This window comes from Halosimplex pelagicum (assembly GCF_013415905.1).
Taxonomy (GTDB): Archaea; Halobacteriota; Halobacteria; order Halobacteriales; family Haloarculaceae; genus Halosimplex; species Halosimplex pelagicum.
Genome location: NZ_CP058909.1, coordinates 2,223,358 through 2,240,267 on the forward strand (window position 1 = coordinate 2,223,358; position 16,910 = coordinate 2,240,267).

Here is a 16,910-nt window from a genome sequence, read left to right on the forward strand (position 1 = left end):
CACTTGTGCGTCAGAAAAGCCAACCCGCGACGATCGAATCGAACAGACAACCATCAAGTAGAACTCGAAATAAGACACCCGAGTCCGCGTCTGAGTACGGACATTCACGTACGGATCCACAAAGGGGTGGTAAAAAGAAGCAGATACTGAAAGAATCCCTCACTGCTATTTCATCGTCCTTCTGGTCGCAGATGGTGGCAGTAATTCCGTCGTTGAGCCATGGCGGTATAAAAAGTATAAATGAATCAAATAAGTACCCGCTGGACAACTCGGCTATGGTCTTCAAGAGAAGTCTGACGATTGTGTGGTGAATCGATCCGGTAGATCAATTGTAGATGGGATTTGGATTCTATGTCGGCTGTCAAGTCATCAGTACAGGTGTAGCGAGTGAGACAGATATTTCCCAGTACGTTTCCGAGTCCAAACCAGTGATAGCTAAGAATGAGTGGATTCGTCTATTCTGAGAAACCCATCGAGATCGTCGAAGGCGATGGTCCGTACCTCTACGATGACCAAGGGACCGAATACCTCGATATGGGTGCGAGTTATGCCTGCGTCCCGCTAGGCCATGGACACGATGTGGTTACGGATACCATCGAAACTCAACTCTCGCGACTAACCTATGTGCAAGGTTCATATCCAGTTGCAGTACGAACGCAGCTTTACGAGACACTGGGACAGGTAGCGCCCGGCGATATCGAAAAGGTTTGGCTCTGTAATTCCGGAACCGAGGCTAACGAAGCTGCACTGAAATTCGCTCGTGCCGCCACCGGCGACACGAAAATTGTCGCGACAACCCAGGGATTCCACGGCCGTACAATGGGAGCACTTTCGGCCACGTGGAAGGACAAGTACAAGACACCGTACGGGCCACTCCTTGACGACGTGGAGTTCGTTCCGTATGGCGATGAGGAGGCAATAGTAGAGGCAGTCGATGACCAAACAGCGGCTGTCATCGTTGAACCCATTCAAGGAGAGGGCGGCATCAACCCTGCCTCCACCGATTTCATGAGGACGATCCGTGACGTGACCACAGAAGCCAATGCAGCCCTCATTCTAGACGAAGTTCAAACAGGGTTAGGGAGGACTGGTACGCTCTGGGCCTGTGAGCGTACCAGCGTTGTCCCAGACATACTCACGAGCGCAAAGGGCCTCGGGAACGGATTACCTATCGGGGCAACACTCTGTCGCGACTGGATTGCAGAGGAATATGGCGACCACGCATCGACATTCAGCGGGAACCCCCTTATCTCAGCAGCAGCCCAAGCGACTATCTCGACGATTATCGACGACGAACTCCCAGCCCACGCTGCCGAGGTTGGAGCATACCTACAGAAGCAACTAGAGACTGAAGTCGGTAACCGGGTGCGAGATATCCGTGGCGAAGGATTGATGCTCGGTGTTGTGGTTAAACGCGGAGCAAACCGTATCCTACAGGAGTTGGCGATAAACTATGGGGTCCTCGCACTGCCTGCCGGAAGGACTGTTGTACGACTCCTGCCACCACTGACTATCGATAAAAACCACGCCGACCATGTCGTAGATGCACTCGGGGAAATAATCGACTGAATTGGATCTGTGGAAAATTAGTATTGAAGGTGATGGCATTCGTTGGATGGGAGAGGGAGTGGAAGGTGTTCAGGGACCTGCATTTGTAGACGTCACATCGGGACAACTTCGCGGAACGAAACCAAGTACGCGCTCGCACGGTGAAGCCGAGTGAGCGCTTGACAACTGAATCTACGGTGTTATCCTTAGAGTCTTGATTATAGCTTAGAGGTTGAAAGTAGATTTCAGAGCAGTAGCACGCTCAGAGCTTATAATAATCCATATAATTTGGATACGTGCTGGTTGACTCAGTATGCACTCCCTCTGTCGCTGTCACAGACGTACTGTTGTTATTCCCGCTCCAACGAGCCTTCTTCCTATTAGCCAAAACTGCATTACAGCCGTATGCTTGTAATTCTAGTCGCTCCCTCGGCCCCTTCATATAGAAATACAAACATCATGTTGTCTATAGGAGAGTCCAAATAAATTGGACTATTATACTAGTCGGTTAGTGGACGCCTGATCAATGCTTCCAAAAATTGGAGCTTAGGGACTTACAAACCGATTTCTAATACAACGTCGGCGGTTGCCACTAAACGAGTAGCATGGTGTACTTCGAAGTCAGTTCAGTCGTTCGATTTTGTGGATACGGGCCATGCGTTCTAGTTTAGTGGCGATCAAAGACAAACTCACCTGATTCAACCTCTCCGCGTAACCGTTCCCTGTGTGGGTTTGGATTCTGCGATGCCCACAGCAACAGGTCGTCCAAATCCGGCAGTTCGTAGCCCAACTCCAGCATCAGGTACAATTGGATCAGACGAGCGTGCCGCTCGATGGCCAGAGAACAGCGACGGCGGGGGAGCCCCGACGCCGACTCCAGCGAGTCGGCGTCTGGGGCGGGTTCTGCCTCGCGCTGTCACGTTTCGAGTGCCCGCAACTCATCCACGATCACCCGGCTCATCATCAGCGAGATTCCCGCCATGATGACCAGAGCCTCGATGATGTAAGCGTCGGTCGTGTTGATCTCGTCCAAGCCGAACCGCGATTTCAGTTCCTTGAACAGCAATTCGACCTCCCAGCGCGCCCGATAGAGCTGTGCGATATCGGGCGCGTGATACGCTTCTCTGTCAAGATTCGTCAGATAGAGATGGTACTCCCCGGTCTTGTCGTTGCGCAGGCCGACCAGTCGAAACGTCCGGGTCGTGCTGGCGCACGACCCTCGCTTGCGCTCAAACGAGAGCGTAATCCGGACATTGAGCTCCTGTCGGTGCAGGTCGTCAAGAACGTCCTGCACCGACTCTCCTTCGAGTGGAATGCTGTTGCCTCGCCATGTACGCAGTTCCTCGACGATCTCGAAGTTCGCGTCGTCTTTGACGCGAGAGATAAACCAGCCGTCATTGGCGTCAATACGGTCGAACAGCCAGAAATCGTAGAATCCGAGATCGAGCAAGATGAGTGCGCCAGCTACCCACTCGCCGGTGGGTAGCTGGCTCCGTTCTTGGGTTTTCGCGTCGGTTGTCTGGAACCGTGTCGGGATACCGGTCGAAAACGATTCCGTGAGGTGGAGTTTCAGTCCGGCCTGATCCTCGCCGTCGCTGTGTAGACATCCGTGGCATCTTCGTACAGATTGACGATGGTGCCGTCGGCGATGAGAACGTCCCAAAAGCGTTCAAGACGACTGTTCAAGTCTTCTCGTCCGGTATCGAGATTCTCGATGGCGTCATCGAGAATCTCTCGAAGGAGCGCAACGAATGTCGGCTCAAACCACTCGTGAAACGCGGCGTACGAGAGTTCATCGCAGTCAGCCATCTCGACGTAGCGTTCGAGAAACGCCTGGAGAGAGCGGTCTGATCCAGCAGCGAAGCCGAACGAAAGCGTGTAGAACAACGCTACCACGTCGAACTTCCGTTCTCGTTGGACCAGCGACGTTGCGCGAGCGCGCTCGCGCAACTCATCAGAGGGAAACGCTCTTTGAATCCGACCAACGACTACCGAATCCGGTGGTGAGTAGGGCATAACTCCCACCGGGTTTCTATCACCGGTAGTTCCGGCGATATCCAATCAACAGACAGCGGTCGATCCTCGCATTAAACTAGAACGTATGGGATACGGGCAGTGGTGGGTTTCAGTCGAAAGTGGGGTATCATGATCGAGGTCACGTTGGCTTCGACCAACTGAATCTGCCCGAGAGCCGATCTTGGGAAGGTACAGCTCCGCTCGTGAATCAGTTCATAACGCCATCAACGCACAACCGACGAAGTAGTACTAAGGAAAGTCGGCGGATGCTCATGATAACGCAAATCCAATAGTAGACAGTGTGGCTTCTTGGTGCGACGAGTACGTAGGTAGCGATTGTAGTTAGCAGTCGAAGACAGTAGTCTAAAAATGCTCCTCCCGATACGCCTCTTCAATCTCTTTTTCGAGAGATGCAACATACTCTTCGAGTAAATCTGGTATTTCCTTAGTGAACCGTTCATTCTGGAAGCGGTACGTCGGCCCAATGACTGCAATAGCGCCTAGAACACTGCCATCTGGATTTTTAACTCTTCGACCGACTTCTCGTAGTCCATCCACATATTCTTCATCAGCAAACGCTATTCCTCGCTTCTCGATCGTATCTAACGTCTCAAAGAGCGAATCCCGATCAGTGATTGTTTTCTCAGTCTGTTCTCTTAGCCCCCACCGGTCTAATATCTCATCAATACGCTCCCTCGGGTATTCAGCAAGGATCGCTTTTCCAGTTGCGACACTGTGAAGATAATAATAAATTCCGGCAGATGTAATGGATTTGGATGTATGAGAATCCTTCGAATCAAACTGACTGTCGGGATGGAACGACTCGTGGACAAGAATCCCTCGTCCGTTGTTTTCAACGACAAATTCTACCTCTTCATCAATCTGATCAGAAAGGTTGGCTACAGTCTCTTCGGCAAGGACGTATGCCTGTTTCCGGGACCGTGCGTACTCGCCATGGTTGAGGAATCGCAAACCAACGTGGTACACCTCACCCTCCTTCGTTAAATAACCCTGATCAATAAGCGTACGTAGGTGAATATGTACTGTACTTCTTGCCATTCCCAGTTCGGCGGTTAATTCATCTAGCGTCGCTCCGTCCAATCGTTGGATGGTATCTACTATTGATAGCGAGCGGACCGTGGTTTTGGCAATCTGATTACCCATACATAGAGATTCTAACGGGAGATTATATAAGTTCGTATATCGTGGATTATTATGTATTAGTTGAACTCTCAAGAAGGATAGACCGGTTCCGCTCGGGGAGAAAACAGTGTTACGGCTTCTATTACTTGACTACGCCAGCAACGAGAGGAGTATTGAGCCCCACGAGTGGAAAGGTATTATGATAGGAATTCACAAAGCTGCCTTGATATAACCGAGAATCCACGGGAATTCAGCGTAATTCGAGGTGGAGCCTCCGACCTCAAGGAGCGAGTGTAACGAGCGAGTAGGTCGGAGAGGAAACCGACATGGTACTACACCAACTACGCTCGATGGCTGGTCGACTCCCCCTAATCATTACAAGTATAGAGGCATGGCGCTACGTCTGAAACACGGATGGAGGTACGTCGCACCGTCCCCGTCAAACTCGACGTGGCCGACAGCGACACCGACATCCTCCACGAAACCATTTCCGAGTTCCTGTGGGCCGCCAACTACGTCGTAGACCACGCATGGCAAGGCGAGTACAAGACTCAGTACCTCACAAAGCGTACTCAGCTAACTGTTTCTGAACTCTGAAATCGACGTCAGAGCAGTTGTACTAACAGCCCCACCAAAGAGATCGTGGGGAATCGACGGAGAGGTGTCGCTGTCGGCGGCGGTCAGCCGCCGACGCGACAGCGTTGCCACTTCGAGAGGGGCTAACCCGGTCAGTGGTTACCGGTGGAACCGATCGTCAGGGGGCCGATTTGCGGGGACGGCCCGACGCACCGCGAGGGCCGTCCACGCTGCTCGGGTTACCATATCGATGAACTCCTCGAAAGGCCACCACCAGAGGCGACGCCCGCCTCGGCGGGGCGTCGCCACGTACTCCCAGTGCAAATACCGCCAGACGTTTTGGATCAATAAGCTGAGAACTACGAATAACAGCCGTCTCGCCGGATCTTGCGTTGTTGTCGAGATGAGCGTTGCCTCGGAGAGGCGGTAGCTAGCCTCGATCCCAAACCGTTTACTGTAATGGGATCGGGCTTGTGAGGACTCAGTGATGAACGGCGCGTCGACGGCGTAGCTGTGACGCGCCACTCCGTTCTCTCCATATCGTCCATTCTTGTAGGTACAGTCAATCAGAACCGGGAATTCAACTGTCCATTCGTGGTCACCAAAGGACGTCGTGAGATCGTGGGCGATCTCACGACTCCAGCCAGTGGCCAGTTCACGCTTGATCTCCTTGCCCCACGAAATGACCGGGACAATGTACGCGAAATTGTGTACTTGCAGCAGTGTGAGACACTTCCCGTCGTAGAAGCCGCTGTCAAGATAGACCGCTTTGACGTCAAACTCGAAGTGTTCGAGGAGTCCAAGAAACTCAGCGAGGACGTCGCTGGCGGTATCGCCGTCGGTAAGACGGCGTACCGCCAGCGTGTATCGTTTGTTCTTCACGCGCGCGTAGAGTGTCGCATAGGCGTGGAACGCGGTGGTTCCTGCTTTGGCTTCGTTGTAGTAGAGACCGTCTGTATCGTCTTCATCTCCGTAGTAGGGCCGCAGGTGGAGGTCGGCGACGACCTCCACCTGCTGAGGAAGTGTCTCAAGCAAATCTCGTTGGAGGAGAGTATCTTCGATAGATTGGACGGCGTGGAGATCGAACTTGGTCCGGAGATGATAGAGCACATCGTTAGCTGAGGGAGCGTCCTTGCTCTTTTCGCAAAGCGAGGAAATCGAGGTCCCGTCGGCGGTAGCGCCGACGAGGACCTCGAAGATGTCCTCAGCATCGATTTTAGCATTGTCGCCGAGGTCGAGAACAACTTCCTCGTCAAGCCGGTTGACGAGGAAGTTAAGGAGCTGGTCCTCGTGAATTTCACTGTCTGCTTGCTTGTTGGAGTGCACATCCTCAGCAAGCAGACGTTCTAACTAACCGGCTTTGTGATGTACTGAGACTACGAGCAAAGCAGAACTTCAACGCGAAACCTACGACGACGTGCGGGCCGAAACGAGGCTTCAAGCGAACCTCGTCCAGAACGCCCGCAACAAGGCCGCCGACGCCGTACAGAGCGTCGTCGCTCGGTGGAAGCAAGGTGACTACGCGGGGAAACCGCACTTCACCGCCCCGACGCTCGTCTACGACAAGCGATGTGCGACGTTCAACGACGACGACGCGACGCTCTCAACCGTCGAAGGACGCATCACCGCCGAGTACGTCCTTCCCGACGAGAGCCGCGAGACTCCCCACTCGGAGTACCTATTCAACGACGACTACGAAGTGACGGGCGCAGAACTCCACTACCGAGATGGTGAGTTCTACCTTCACGTCCGAACAAAGGCGGACGTGGAGTTCGAGACTGCCGACGACGGCAACGACGGGCACAGCACAGTCCTCGGCGTTGACCTTGGCATCGAAAACGTCGCCGTCACCTCAACCGGCGAGTTCTGGAACGGATCGGAGTTGAATCACTGGCATCGTGAGTTCGAGAAGCGGCGTGGGTCGCTCCAACAGCGTGGAACGCGGGCCGCTCACGAAACTATGCAATCGGTCGGACGCACCGAGACGGGTCGCTACGACCACTTCTTACACACCGTCTCGAAGGAACTCGTCGCGGAAGCCGTCGAACATGACTGTGACGTAATCGCGTTTGAGAACCTGACGGGGATTCGTGAGCGGATGCCTCGTGCCAAGAAGTTCCATGCATGGGCGTTCCGTCGACTGTACGACTACGTGGCGTACAAAGGCGAAGTAGAGGGTATCTCGGTCAAGCAGGTGAGTCCCGCTTACACGAGCCAGCGGTGTTCCAAGTGTGGGTTCACTCACGAGAACAACCGCCCGATCTCGGACGGACAGGACGCGTTCAAGTGTCTGAAGTGCGGGTACTCACCGCACGCGGACTACAACGCGGCGAAGAACATCGGTCTGAAGCATCTCCGCTCGGCGCAAAAGTCTTCGGGCGGAGGCGCACCCGTAAACGTGCGCTTGAATCGCGGGACGTTGAACGTGAACGGCGATTATGAGCCTGCCGCCGTCGGCGGCCAGAACGGGAATCCACGCGAAAGCCCCACCCTCAACGAAGCGAACGGCGAAGCCGTGAGCGAGTAGGGTGGGGTAGTTTACAGTACGTGAACCCTCTGACTGGCTACGATAATCTCTAACAGTCATGGGTCATCAGCGATCCGGCCTCGCACAGGCGAAAAAGTAATTGGTGAAGTCACAAACCGAACCGAAACTCACTACACAGAATGATTCGTACTGTCTAACCTATGCTGGCTCTGCCAGTTCTGAGTATGATATCGGCAGTTTCAGTCCAAATGAGTGAAATTAGCGTCACGAGCGGCTATGGACTGGTAGCGTTTTTTCTGATTGGCCTCTTCGGCGGTGCACATTGTATTGGAATGTGCGGCCCGCTCGTTGCAACCTACGCCGAGCGCATGGAAACCAACAACCGCTGGTCGGGCGCACTCACCCTCTACGAAGTGCGTCAGCATACGCTGTTCAACCTCGGCCGGACGATAAGCTACGCTCTCATCGGAGCTATCTTTGGGACTGCTGGCGCGTTACTCTACGGGACGGTTGGGCTCGCTGGGATTCTCGGGCCAGTCCAGGGTGCCGTCGGCATATGCATCGGCGTGGCGATCCTCGTAATGGGAGTCACCCGGTTGGCTGGCTACCAACAGGGCGCCGTCGAAGGCATTATCGCCGGTACTGGCATCGGATCAGTATTCGCACGCACTTACACAGTCATCTCAACGCGGATCGACCGCTGGGTCAACGGCATCGGCATCATTGGTCTCGGCGCGCTTCACGGACTGTTACCGTGTATGTTGCTCTATCCCGCATTCCTGTATGCGTTCGCACAGGGCTCGCCTGTGTATGGCCTCCTCTCACTGGGCGCGCTCGGACTTGGGACGATCCCCAGCGTGTTCCTCTACGGAACGGTGATCCAGTCGGTGAGCGCCCGCCAGCGACAGGTGGTCCACTATGGACTTGGTGTGTTGTTCATTGGGCTCGGATACATACTGTTGGCAATGGGACTCATGCGGTTTGGCGTCATGCTCCCGATGCCCGATATCCCGTACTATCAACCGATCGTCGAGTCGGAGGTGGTTACCTGAGATGTCTACCTGCACACTCTGTGAGCTCCCCGTCGACGATCCAATCACCGACGAAGACATCGACGGCAGGTTCTGCTGTCGGGGCTGTCTAGAGGTCGCACGCCTGGTTGACGACGGTGAGGACGTCGACCTTTCGATTGCAGCCGTCCGTGACCGTGTCGCAGCCGAGGATGACAAACTCGATGTCCCTGAGGATGCCGAAACAGCTTATCTATCGATCGACGGAATGCACTGTCAGACCTGTGAAGGATTCATTGAACTCCTCGCTGAGGAAGCGGCCGGCGTTCACGAAGCGCGTGCGAGCTATGCGACTGAAATGGCCCAGGTAGTGTACGATCCCGACCGCCTCGATCGCAACGGGATCGCTGCGGCACTAAGCCGACTGGGCTATCAGGCCCGCGGTCCCGACGAGGAAAACGACTCGCTGCGCTCGCGCGTCGAGTTCGGCAAATACCGTGCGGTGATCGCAGCGATACTGATGATGCCGGTGTTGATTCTCTACGTCCTGTTCATCTATCCGGTGTATCTCGGTATCTACCCCGAGAGCTTCCTCTACGGGAGTACCGTTGAAGCGATGGTTTTCGGGCCGTTAGCGGTCTGGAGCACGCTTATCCTCATCGGACTTGGATACCCCATTTTCCGCGGGGCCTATGTGAGCCTGCGAGTCGGTCGCCCGAATATGGACGTGCTGATTGCCATCGCAGTGCTCGCAGCGTACGTCTACTCGCTGGCAACCTATCTCACAGGCGGGCGCGACCCGTACTTCGACGTCGTGGTGATGGTGCTTGCAATCGTCACTATCGGCAACCATCTGGAGTCACGGGTCAAACGTGCTGCGCTCGGCAATCGTGCTGACCTCACTGATTCGCGCGTCGATGAAGCCCGTCGGCTCGACGACGACAGCGATGCTACCGAAACCATCGAAATTGCAGAGTGTGAGCCGGGAGATCGTCTGTTAGTCAAACCTGGCGAACGGATCCCAGTCGACGGCCAGATCGTCGACGGAACCGCCGCGATCGACGAGGCGCTCGTCACGGGTGAATCGCTCCCGCAACGCAAATCTGTCGGAGACAGCGTACTCGGCGGGTCGGTCCTCACTGATAGCGCGATTGTTGTCGAAGTTGGGCCAGATGCCACCAGCACGATGGATCGCCTCGTCGAACTCCTCTGGAACGTCAAGAGTTCGGCGACGGGCGTCCAGCGTATTGTCAACCGCTTTGCGGTGCTGTTCGTCCCGCTCGTCCTCGGACTCGCCGCGCTGACTGCCGCTGGCTGGTTCCTCCTTGGGAATGACCCGAACACAGCCATACTAGCCGGTGTGTCCGTGTTAGTGGTCTCGTGTCCGTGCTCGCTTGGGATCGCGACCCCGCTTGCCCTCGCGGCAGCCACTCGCGATGCAACCGACAATCGGATGCTCGTTCTCAACGAGACGGTGCTCGAACGGATCGACGACTCCTCAGTCGTCGTGTTCGACAAGACAGGGACGCTCACCACGGGAGAGATGGAACTCGCGGACGTCGTGGGCGACAATCCCGACGAAGTGCTCTCGATGGCAGCCGCCGTCGAGCGCCGGTCGAGCCACCCCATCGCCGCTGCGATCGACGATTCCGCCCCACCGACCACACGCTCGGTGTCGAGCTTCGAGCGCGCCGACCGGACCGTCTCGGCGCTCGTCGACGACGCCCCCGTCGTGGTCGGCCATCCCGACTCCTTCGACGCCGACGAGTGGACGATTCCCGCGGCGATCGAGGCAGCCGTCACGGACGCCTACGAGTCGGGCACTCATCCCACGGCGGTCGCGTGGGACGGCGTCGTCCGAGGAATCGTCACGGTGCGAGACACGCCCCGTGAGAACTGGGAGTGCGTGGTTTCCAATCTCGCGGACGCGGATCGAGAACTCGTCGTGCTGACCGGCGACGACGAGCGGATGACCGAGACGTTCGCGAACCATCCAGCGATCGATCACGTATTCGCGGGCGTGCGCCCCGAGTCGAAGGAAGCGATCGTCCGGGGACTTCGCGAGCGTGGGACGACAACGATGATCGGCGACGGCACGAACGATGCGCCCGCACTCGCGAGCGCAGACCTCGGGATCGCGGTCTCAAGCGGCACCGAGCTGGCGATCGAGGCGGCCGACGCGGTGGTGCTGGACGACCGTCTCGACGCTGTTCCCGAGCTATTCGGGCTGGCGAGTGACACTCGGGGACGAATCAAACAGAATCTCGTCTGGGCGGCTGGCTACAACGCAATCGCGCTTCCATTGGCGATGACTGGCATGATTACGCCATTGATTGCCGCCGTTATGATGGCGATCAGCAGTCTCATCGTCGTCTTTAATTCGAAGCGCCGACTCCTTCCGGCGAACGGAGAAAATTCGGCTGAGACCGACTCTAGCGAGCGTAGCAGCCGACTCGGGCCGCCAGCACATTCGGACTAAGCGCTTGAACGCAGGCATCCTCCGTGACCATCGTACTACGCTTTTGGATCTACGGTCTGTTGCTTACTCGCTGAAAGCACTCGCCACGAGCAGTGGGAAGACGAGTGTCGCTTCTGCCTCGACCTGTGTGTAATTCGTACGCTCATCGTCCTTGATCTTCCCCCACGACACTGCCTCGTTCGGGGGCGCTCCAGAGAGTGACCCATCTCCTTCCATACCGGTCGAGATGTAGACGACGTAATCCGCCCCGCCGCGGAACAGATTCGTCATGATCGCGTGGTGTTTCGGCACGCCACCTCCGACCGCGATCAGACCCGTCGTGTCGGCGAGCATCCCATCCTCGATGAGCGAGTCGTAATCGTCGAGAATTTCGATGCCGACCTCCGAATCGTACCCCTGTCGGTAGTAATAGAGAAAGTTCCCGACTTCGGCGTCTGTCAGCGCCGGACAGTACATGGGAACGTCGTTATCCGCTGCTTGTTTCAGTACCGAATCCGGATCGTCGAGTGTGTCCCCTAGTTCGCGGGCAAATGCCGTCGGCGTCCGAATCTTTTCGTCGGCGAAGAAATCCTCGAAGAAGTCGTACAAGTACTCTTCCAGCCAGACATACCGATCAGAGGGAACGAAGAGATTTCCAAGACGGTTGATTCCTTGTTCCCGGAGCGCGGCTTCGTCTGCATCCCACTCCCCCATTTTGAATGGTTTCGCCGTCTTGATGACGTCCTCTGCCAGCGATCCCGAGGTCGTGATAAGCACATCGACGTATCCTTCGCGAACGAGGTAGGCGACGACTTCACGCAATCCCGACGAGATGATATTCGACGTACACGTGAGATAGATCGTGGCATCAGCGTCTTGCATCTGCTCGGCGATGTCGATGGCCTCTGCGAGTTGTGTCGCCTGAAAACCCGTCGTCGCATAGGATTCCAGCATCTCCTGAAAGTCGAATTCCCCGCGGAAGTCGTAACCCTGCACGTCTGGCGTGGCTAACTCTTCGTCACTTCCGGGAACAACGTGGTTATGAGAATCGTCGTTCATACCGGTACTTTGTAAGATGGGGATTTGAATCGTTCGAGACCGGTCGCTGATTCTCGATACACACAAGTCCAGCATCGGCTAATTGTCTGGCATGTCCAAGCCAACGGTGGCTGTGCTCCGCCCTGACGACGACCGCATCGTCAATGCGGTCGAGTATCTCCAGTCACTCGATGTATCTCCGATCCCAGACCCGATGCTGACAATCGATCCGACTGGTCTAGTTCCACAGCATGCGGACTACTGTGTCTTCACGAGCAAGACCGGCGTTGACCTGGCCGCGAGAGCAGGATGGGAACAACGGAAAACCACTATTTGTGCCGTCGGAGATCAGACTGCGACCGCATTACACAATCGAGGCTATTCAGTTGATGTCGTTCCGTCGACGTTCACATCCGCAGGACTCGTCGACGAGTTATCCGCCGAGGTTGAGGGCCAGACTGTCGAAATCGCTCGGAGTGCGCACGGCAGCGACGTGCTTGTCGAAGGAGTAGAAGCAGCGGGCGCAGTCGTCAGTGAAACCCACCTGTATCACTTGGAACGACCGGAGACTGCGGGACAGTCGGTTTCACTTGCGGTAGACGGTGAGCTGGATGGGATACTGTTCACGTCGCCAAAGACGGTCGAGCACTTCTTTCAGATTACGACTGAACGCGACGCTGTCATTGCACTACAACGCGGGTTAGAGGAGACAATTGTTGGTGCGATAGGAGCACCGACAGAGCGTGCTGTCGATAAGCGAGCGATTCCTGTTGATGCCGTGCCGGACACAGTCGGTTTTAGACGGCTTGCTGAGGTCGCAGTACGTCGAATTCGGGAGGTCAAACAGTGAACTGATTAAATACGCAGGTCTGCTCATTGTCCGGTTTCTGATTTAAGCTACCAGTAGCCGAGAGTCACAACTATTACCACACGGACACTGTTATCAAACTACAATGGACTTCGTACACCTACCAGAGACGCAAGGTACCACATCGATACACGTGGAGACAACAGAGACGGACAATGTCAGTGATGTCGATCAGCTACGGGTATCGAAGGGTGGAGATGCATCAGATATCATCCCAGATGAGATACTCACATATCGGATTCGATCGTACGGGAGATTCAACCAAGACGATGCGTCCCCAGCAGTCACGATTCGTGGGGAGTTTGCACAATTACAGCGTGAGTTGGAAAGCAGAATTGAGCAATTTGACCATACCTGTAATGTCTGTTACGAGGATTCTGAGGTAATCATCTATCAACTTGACAAGCAGAAAGACTACGAGTATCTCCTTGATTACTGTGAGATCGAAAACCTTCAACTCCGTGTGATTATTGTCGAGTTGATGAGGGAGATTGCTGCTGACCGGTCTGAAGATGTGGGTCAGTACCCTCTCGTCATACGCAAACCACGTATGTTCCGAAGTGGCGAACGCCATCTCCTCAATCAACTGTTTCCAGTCTAGAATCTTCAACTAATCTTACGAGGAGTGACAATGGATTGATTAGTAATGTGTTCACTTAATGGATCGTTTTACGAGTTGTCGGCTTCATCTCCGAGGTCAAGCCTTGGGGTATTCGCTTGTCCGCTGATAAACAGTACCGTTTTGCAACCCCTTCCTCAAGGTAAACTAATGACGGAAGGCCGCTCGTCGGAGACTGAAGATCGAAAAGACGACCACATCCGGATCGTTCAGGACCGGGACGTCGAAACCACGGGAACGGGCTTCGAAGACGTTCAGCTCGTCCACGAAGCGCTTCCGGAACTCCATTACGACGCTATCGATACGTCCATCGAATTCCTGGACCACGAGTTATCCGCTCCGATTTTCATCGAGAGCATGACAGGGGGACATCAAAACACCACAGAACTCAATCGTGCACTGGCTCGCGCTGCTGGCGAGACAGGTATCGCTATGGGACTTGGAAGCCAGCGAGCTGGCCTCGAACTCAATGATGACGGTGTTCTCGAATCCTATACTGTCGTCCGTGATGCCGCACCCGATGCGTTCATCTACGGGAATCTCGGCGCAGCACAACTTCGAGAGTACGACCTCGAAATGGTTGAGCGCGCAGTGGAGATGATTGAAGCGGATGCACTCGCAGTCCACCTGAACTTCCTCCAGGAAGCCGTCCAACCTGAAGGCGACGTTGACGGCCGGGATTGTCTGACAGCCATTGAGCGAGTGGCCGCGGATCTCTCTGTACCAATCATTGTCAAGGAAACGGGTAATGGAATTTCAGGGGAGACTGCCCGAAAACTGTCTAAGGCCGGCGTTGACGCGATTGATGTCGCTGGAAAAGGCGGTACGACATGGTCCGGGATCGAAGCTTACCGGGCAGCAGCGGCGAACGCACCGCGACAGGAACGAATTGGTACGCTGTTCCGAGAATGGGGAATTCCGACCGCTGCAAGCACGACCGAGTGTGTCGCCGAACACAACTGCGTAATTGCGAGCGGCGGTGTACGGACGGGATTGGACATAGCAAAGGCGGTCGCGTTAGGTGCACTCGCCGGTGGGTTGGCCAAACCGTTCCTGAAACCGGCTACTAACGGATTTGATGCCGTCGTTGAACGAGTCGAGGACTTGATTGCCGAGCTACGGACAGCAATGTTTGTCACCGGTTCGAAATCGATCCCGGACCTTCAACAGACGGAGTACGTCTTGCAAGGAGAAACGCACGAATACGTCACCCAACGAACCAGCAGAGAGTAGCAGCCAGATGAGGCGCCTTCAGTACCTTGGCAGGACAATATGTTGAGCGAGTGTGTGACTCTCTGAGGAATCCAACAGAACCGATCGGTCACGTGGTTCTGAGTATTCACAAACGTCTTGTTGTAAACCACGTTACTCCGATGAGGAAGGCACCGACACCAGACACGAACAACGTTTGTCGGTAACCGAATACCGTTGCAGCCCCGACGCTAAGCGGTGGGCCGACCGTCGTGCCGAGTCTGAGCACGCTCGTTCGAATACTCATAATACTCCCCCGAAATTCGTCCGGTGCTCGTTCGTTGAGTGCCGTATCCGTAATCGGCTCCGCGAGCCCCTGACCAAGGCCGAACAGAAGGAGTGCGCCCGCAACCACGTAGATGGAGTCTGCGAGAGCGACGACGACGAGTCCAATCCCATAACTCACGAACCCGAGCGCGATTGATTGGAAACTCGTGAGTACTTGAAGCACTCGATCGCCCTGCATTGCGGTCATTCCCATCGTGACCGCAGGTAGTCCCACGAGAAGACCGATCCCTGCTGACGAGAGCTGATAATCGTTGGCGAGCAGGAACGGAACAGCAGTGAGTTGTGCGCCATAGAGGATGACGAATATCCCAAAGATAGCGAGGTACAGCACAGCGAAGGGAGTCATCGGAGTTGGTCCAGTAAGAAACTCATGAATACTTGAACTCGAATTGGCTCTGTCCCGGTCGGGTTCCTCAAGCAACGTTATCCCGGGGATTGCGACGAGAAGAGCGAGGAGGAAACATGCGAACGGCGCCGACCAGGCCAGTGTTGCAAGTGCCCCACCGAGCAGCGGATAGCCGGCAGCGCCAACCGCGAGAATCGCCGCGTTCGTGCCGATCAACACGCGTCGTTGTTCACCGGTAAAGAGGTCGCCAAGGAGTGTGACCGTCAGCATCACGATCGCACTGCTCGCCGCACCTTGGATTGCTCGTAGGACAAGAATCAGCGTGAACTCGGAGATGAAGATGATGCCGCCCCCACTGAGTCCGAATACGACGAGCGCTGGGATCAGAATCGGTTTCCGACCGATTCGGTCGGACAGCAGTCCGATAGGAAGTGTGAGAAATATCCCGGGAAGCGTGAACGCTGATAGTAAGAGACTGGTCTGTGACTCGGAGATATTCCACGCTTCCTGCACCGCAGGGAGTGCCGGGCTGATGAGTGAGACGCCCATGACCGCGACGAGCGTACTTGCGAAAATCACCGCTGCTGCCGGTGATTCCCGGAGGGTCCGTCTCCATTCCATTCGTTCTGTCTACCTCTTCACAACTCTTTGCCGTAAACCGTCCGATACTGGATGATGACGATTGCCACGCAACTATTGCAATGACGCTCGTAAACAGAATCCAGCAGAGATTTGTGTGAACTGCTCCGAGTCCCTCAACAGTACGTATGTCTGGTTCCACCTTCGACGAGTTCGATCATGACTCGCATATGAGAACGGCGTTTGAACTCGCTCAGGAGGCCGCTGCCCGAGGCGATCGACCGTTCGGATCCGTGCTCGTCCGCGACGATACAGCCATCATGACCGATTCGAATCGTGTCGTCACCGAAGACGACATCCGGCGACATCCTGAGCTCCATCTCGCGTACCGTGCGTGCCAAGAATACGATCCCGACGAACGTGCGGAGATGGTGATGTACACGAGTACGGAGCCGTGCCCGATGTGTGCTGGCGGAATGAGGACTGCGGGGTTCAGTCGCGTCGTCTACAGCGTCGGAAGTGATGAAATTGCAGCGTTCACCGGAAACGAGCCGACAGTCCGCTCCGCAGAAATCCTCGATGGCATCAGTGACGTTGTTGGGCCTGTCCTGAACGACGAAGGCCGTCACGTCCACCGAGAATACGACTGGTAAGGTCCTCAAACGACGAGTACCGAGCCGTC

Annotated in this window: 11 protein-coding genes and 3 pseudogenes; 9 read left to right on the plus strand and 5 right to left on the minus strand. The window is 55.5% G+C overall.

The features are described 5' to 3' along the window. Positions 1-441 precede the first annotated feature (441 nt). Positions 442-1,569: an aspartate aminotransferase family protein gene (locus HZS54_RS10875; protein ID WP_179922544.1), complete on the plus strand. Its 1,128-nt coding sequence runs from the start codon at positions 442-444 to the stop codon at positions 1,567-1,569. A 646-nt stretch (positions 1,570-2,215) separates the two neighbouring features. Here HZS54_RS10875 and HZS54_RS10885 read toward each other — a convergent pair. Both HZS54_RS10885 and HZS54_RS10890 read right to left on the minus strand, forming a co-directional pair. Next, positions 2,216-3,564: pseudogene (locus tag HZS54_RS10885) on the minus strand (IS4 family transposase). A gap of 363 nt (positions 3,565-3,927) precedes the next feature. After that, the gene (locus HZS54_RS10890; protein WP_179922545.1) at positions 3,928-4,728 is read right to left on the minus strand and encodes an IclR family transcriptional regulator; all 801 of its coding nucleotides are present in this window, start codon (positions 4,726-4,728) and stop codon (positions 3,928-3,930) included. 393 nt (positions 4,729-5,121) lie between these two features. Here HZS54_RS10890 and HZS54_RS10895 point away from each other — a divergent pair. Beyond that, positions 5,122-5,301 (plus strand): annotated as a pseudogene (locus tag HZS54_RS10895) (RNA-guided endonuclease TnpB family protein); the annotation flags it as partial. Positions 5,302-5,442: 141 nt separating this feature from the next. On the opposite strand, the gene HZS54_RS10900 reads toward HZS54_RS10895, so the two are convergent. Continuing rightward, entirely contained in the window at positions 5,443-6,609 is a 1,167-nt protein-coding gene (locus tag HZS54_RS10900) for an ISH3 family transposase (RefSeq protein WP_179922546.1), read from the minus strand. 46 nt (positions 6,610-6,655) lie between these two features. Here HZS54_RS10900 and HZS54_RS10905 point away from each other — a divergent pair. The 3 genes and pseudogenes from HZS54_RS10905 to HZS54_RS10915 form a co-directional block, all read left to right on the plus strand. Beyond that, a pseudogene (locus HZS54_RS10905) lies at positions 6,656-7,810 on the plus strand (RNA-guided endonuclease InsQ/TnpB family protein); the annotation flags it as partial. A gap of 185 nt (positions 7,811-7,995) precedes the next feature. After that, complete coding sequence (locus tag HZS54_RS10910) at positions 7,996-8,823, plus strand: sulfite exporter TauE/SafE family protein (RefSeq protein WP_425484378.1); 828 nt, start codon at positions 7,996-7,998, stop codon at positions 8,821-8,823. A 1-nt stretch (position 8,824) separates the two neighbouring features. Continuing rightward, the gene (locus HZS54_RS10915; protein ID WP_179922548.1) at positions 8,825-11,260 is read left to right on the plus strand and encodes a heavy metal translocating P-type ATPase; all 2,436 of its coding nucleotides are present in this window, start codon (positions 8,825-8,827) and stop codon (positions 11,258-11,260) included. A gap of 63 nt (positions 11,261-11,323) precedes the next feature. On the opposite strand, the gene HZS54_RS10920 is transcribed toward HZS54_RS10915, so the two are convergent. After that, the gene (locus HZS54_RS10920) at positions 11,324-12,298 is read right to left on the minus strand and encodes a deoxyhypusine synthase (protein WP_179922549.1); all 975 of its coding nucleotides are present in this window, start codon (positions 12,296-12,298) and stop codon (positions 11,324-11,326) included. A 91-nt stretch (positions 12,299-12,389) separates the two neighbouring features. On the opposite strand from HZS54_RS10920, the gene HZS54_RS10925 reads away from it, so the two are divergent. The 3 genes from HZS54_RS10925 (at position 12,390) to fni (ending at position 14,997) form a co-directional block, all read left to right on the plus strand. Beyond that, entirely contained in the window at positions 12,390-13,127 is a 738-nt protein-coding gene (locus HZS54_RS10925) for a uroporphyrinogen-III synthase (protein ID WP_179922550.1), read from the plus strand. A gap of 103 nt (positions 13,128-13,230) precedes the next feature. Further along, positions 13,231-13,746 (plus strand): hypothetical protein, encoded by a 516-nt coding sequence (locus tag HZS54_RS10930; protein ID WP_179922551.1) that lies wholly within the window; start codon positions 13,231-13,233, stop codon positions 13,744-13,746. A gap of 168 nt (positions 13,747-13,914) precedes the next feature. Then, a complete protein-coding gene (fni, locus tag HZS54_RS10935; RefSeq protein ID WP_179922552.1) occupies positions 13,915-14,997 on the plus strand; it encodes a type 2 isopentenyl-diphosphate Delta-isomerase in 1,083 nt (360 codons plus the stop codon). Positions 14,998-15,103: 106 nt separating this feature from the next. On the opposite strand, the gene HZS54_RS10940 is transcribed toward fni, so the two are convergent. Beyond that, positions 15,104-16,270 carry an MFS transporter gene (locus HZS54_RS10940; RefSeq protein ID WP_179922553.1) on the minus strand — a complete coding sequence of 389 codons (1,167 nt, stop codon included), beginning with the start codon at positions 16,268-16,270 and terminating at the stop codon, positions 15,104-15,106. A gap of 146 nt (positions 16,271-16,416) precedes the next feature. Here HZS54_RS10940 and HZS54_RS10945 point away from each other — a divergent pair, with 146 nt between their 5' ends. Beyond that, positions 16,417-16,881, plus strand: coding sequence for a nucleoside deaminase (locus tag HZS54_RS10945; RefSeq protein ID WP_179922554.1), 465 nt, complete (start codon positions 16,417-16,419; stop codon positions 16,879-16,881). Positions 16,882-16,910 lie beyond the last annotated feature (29 nt).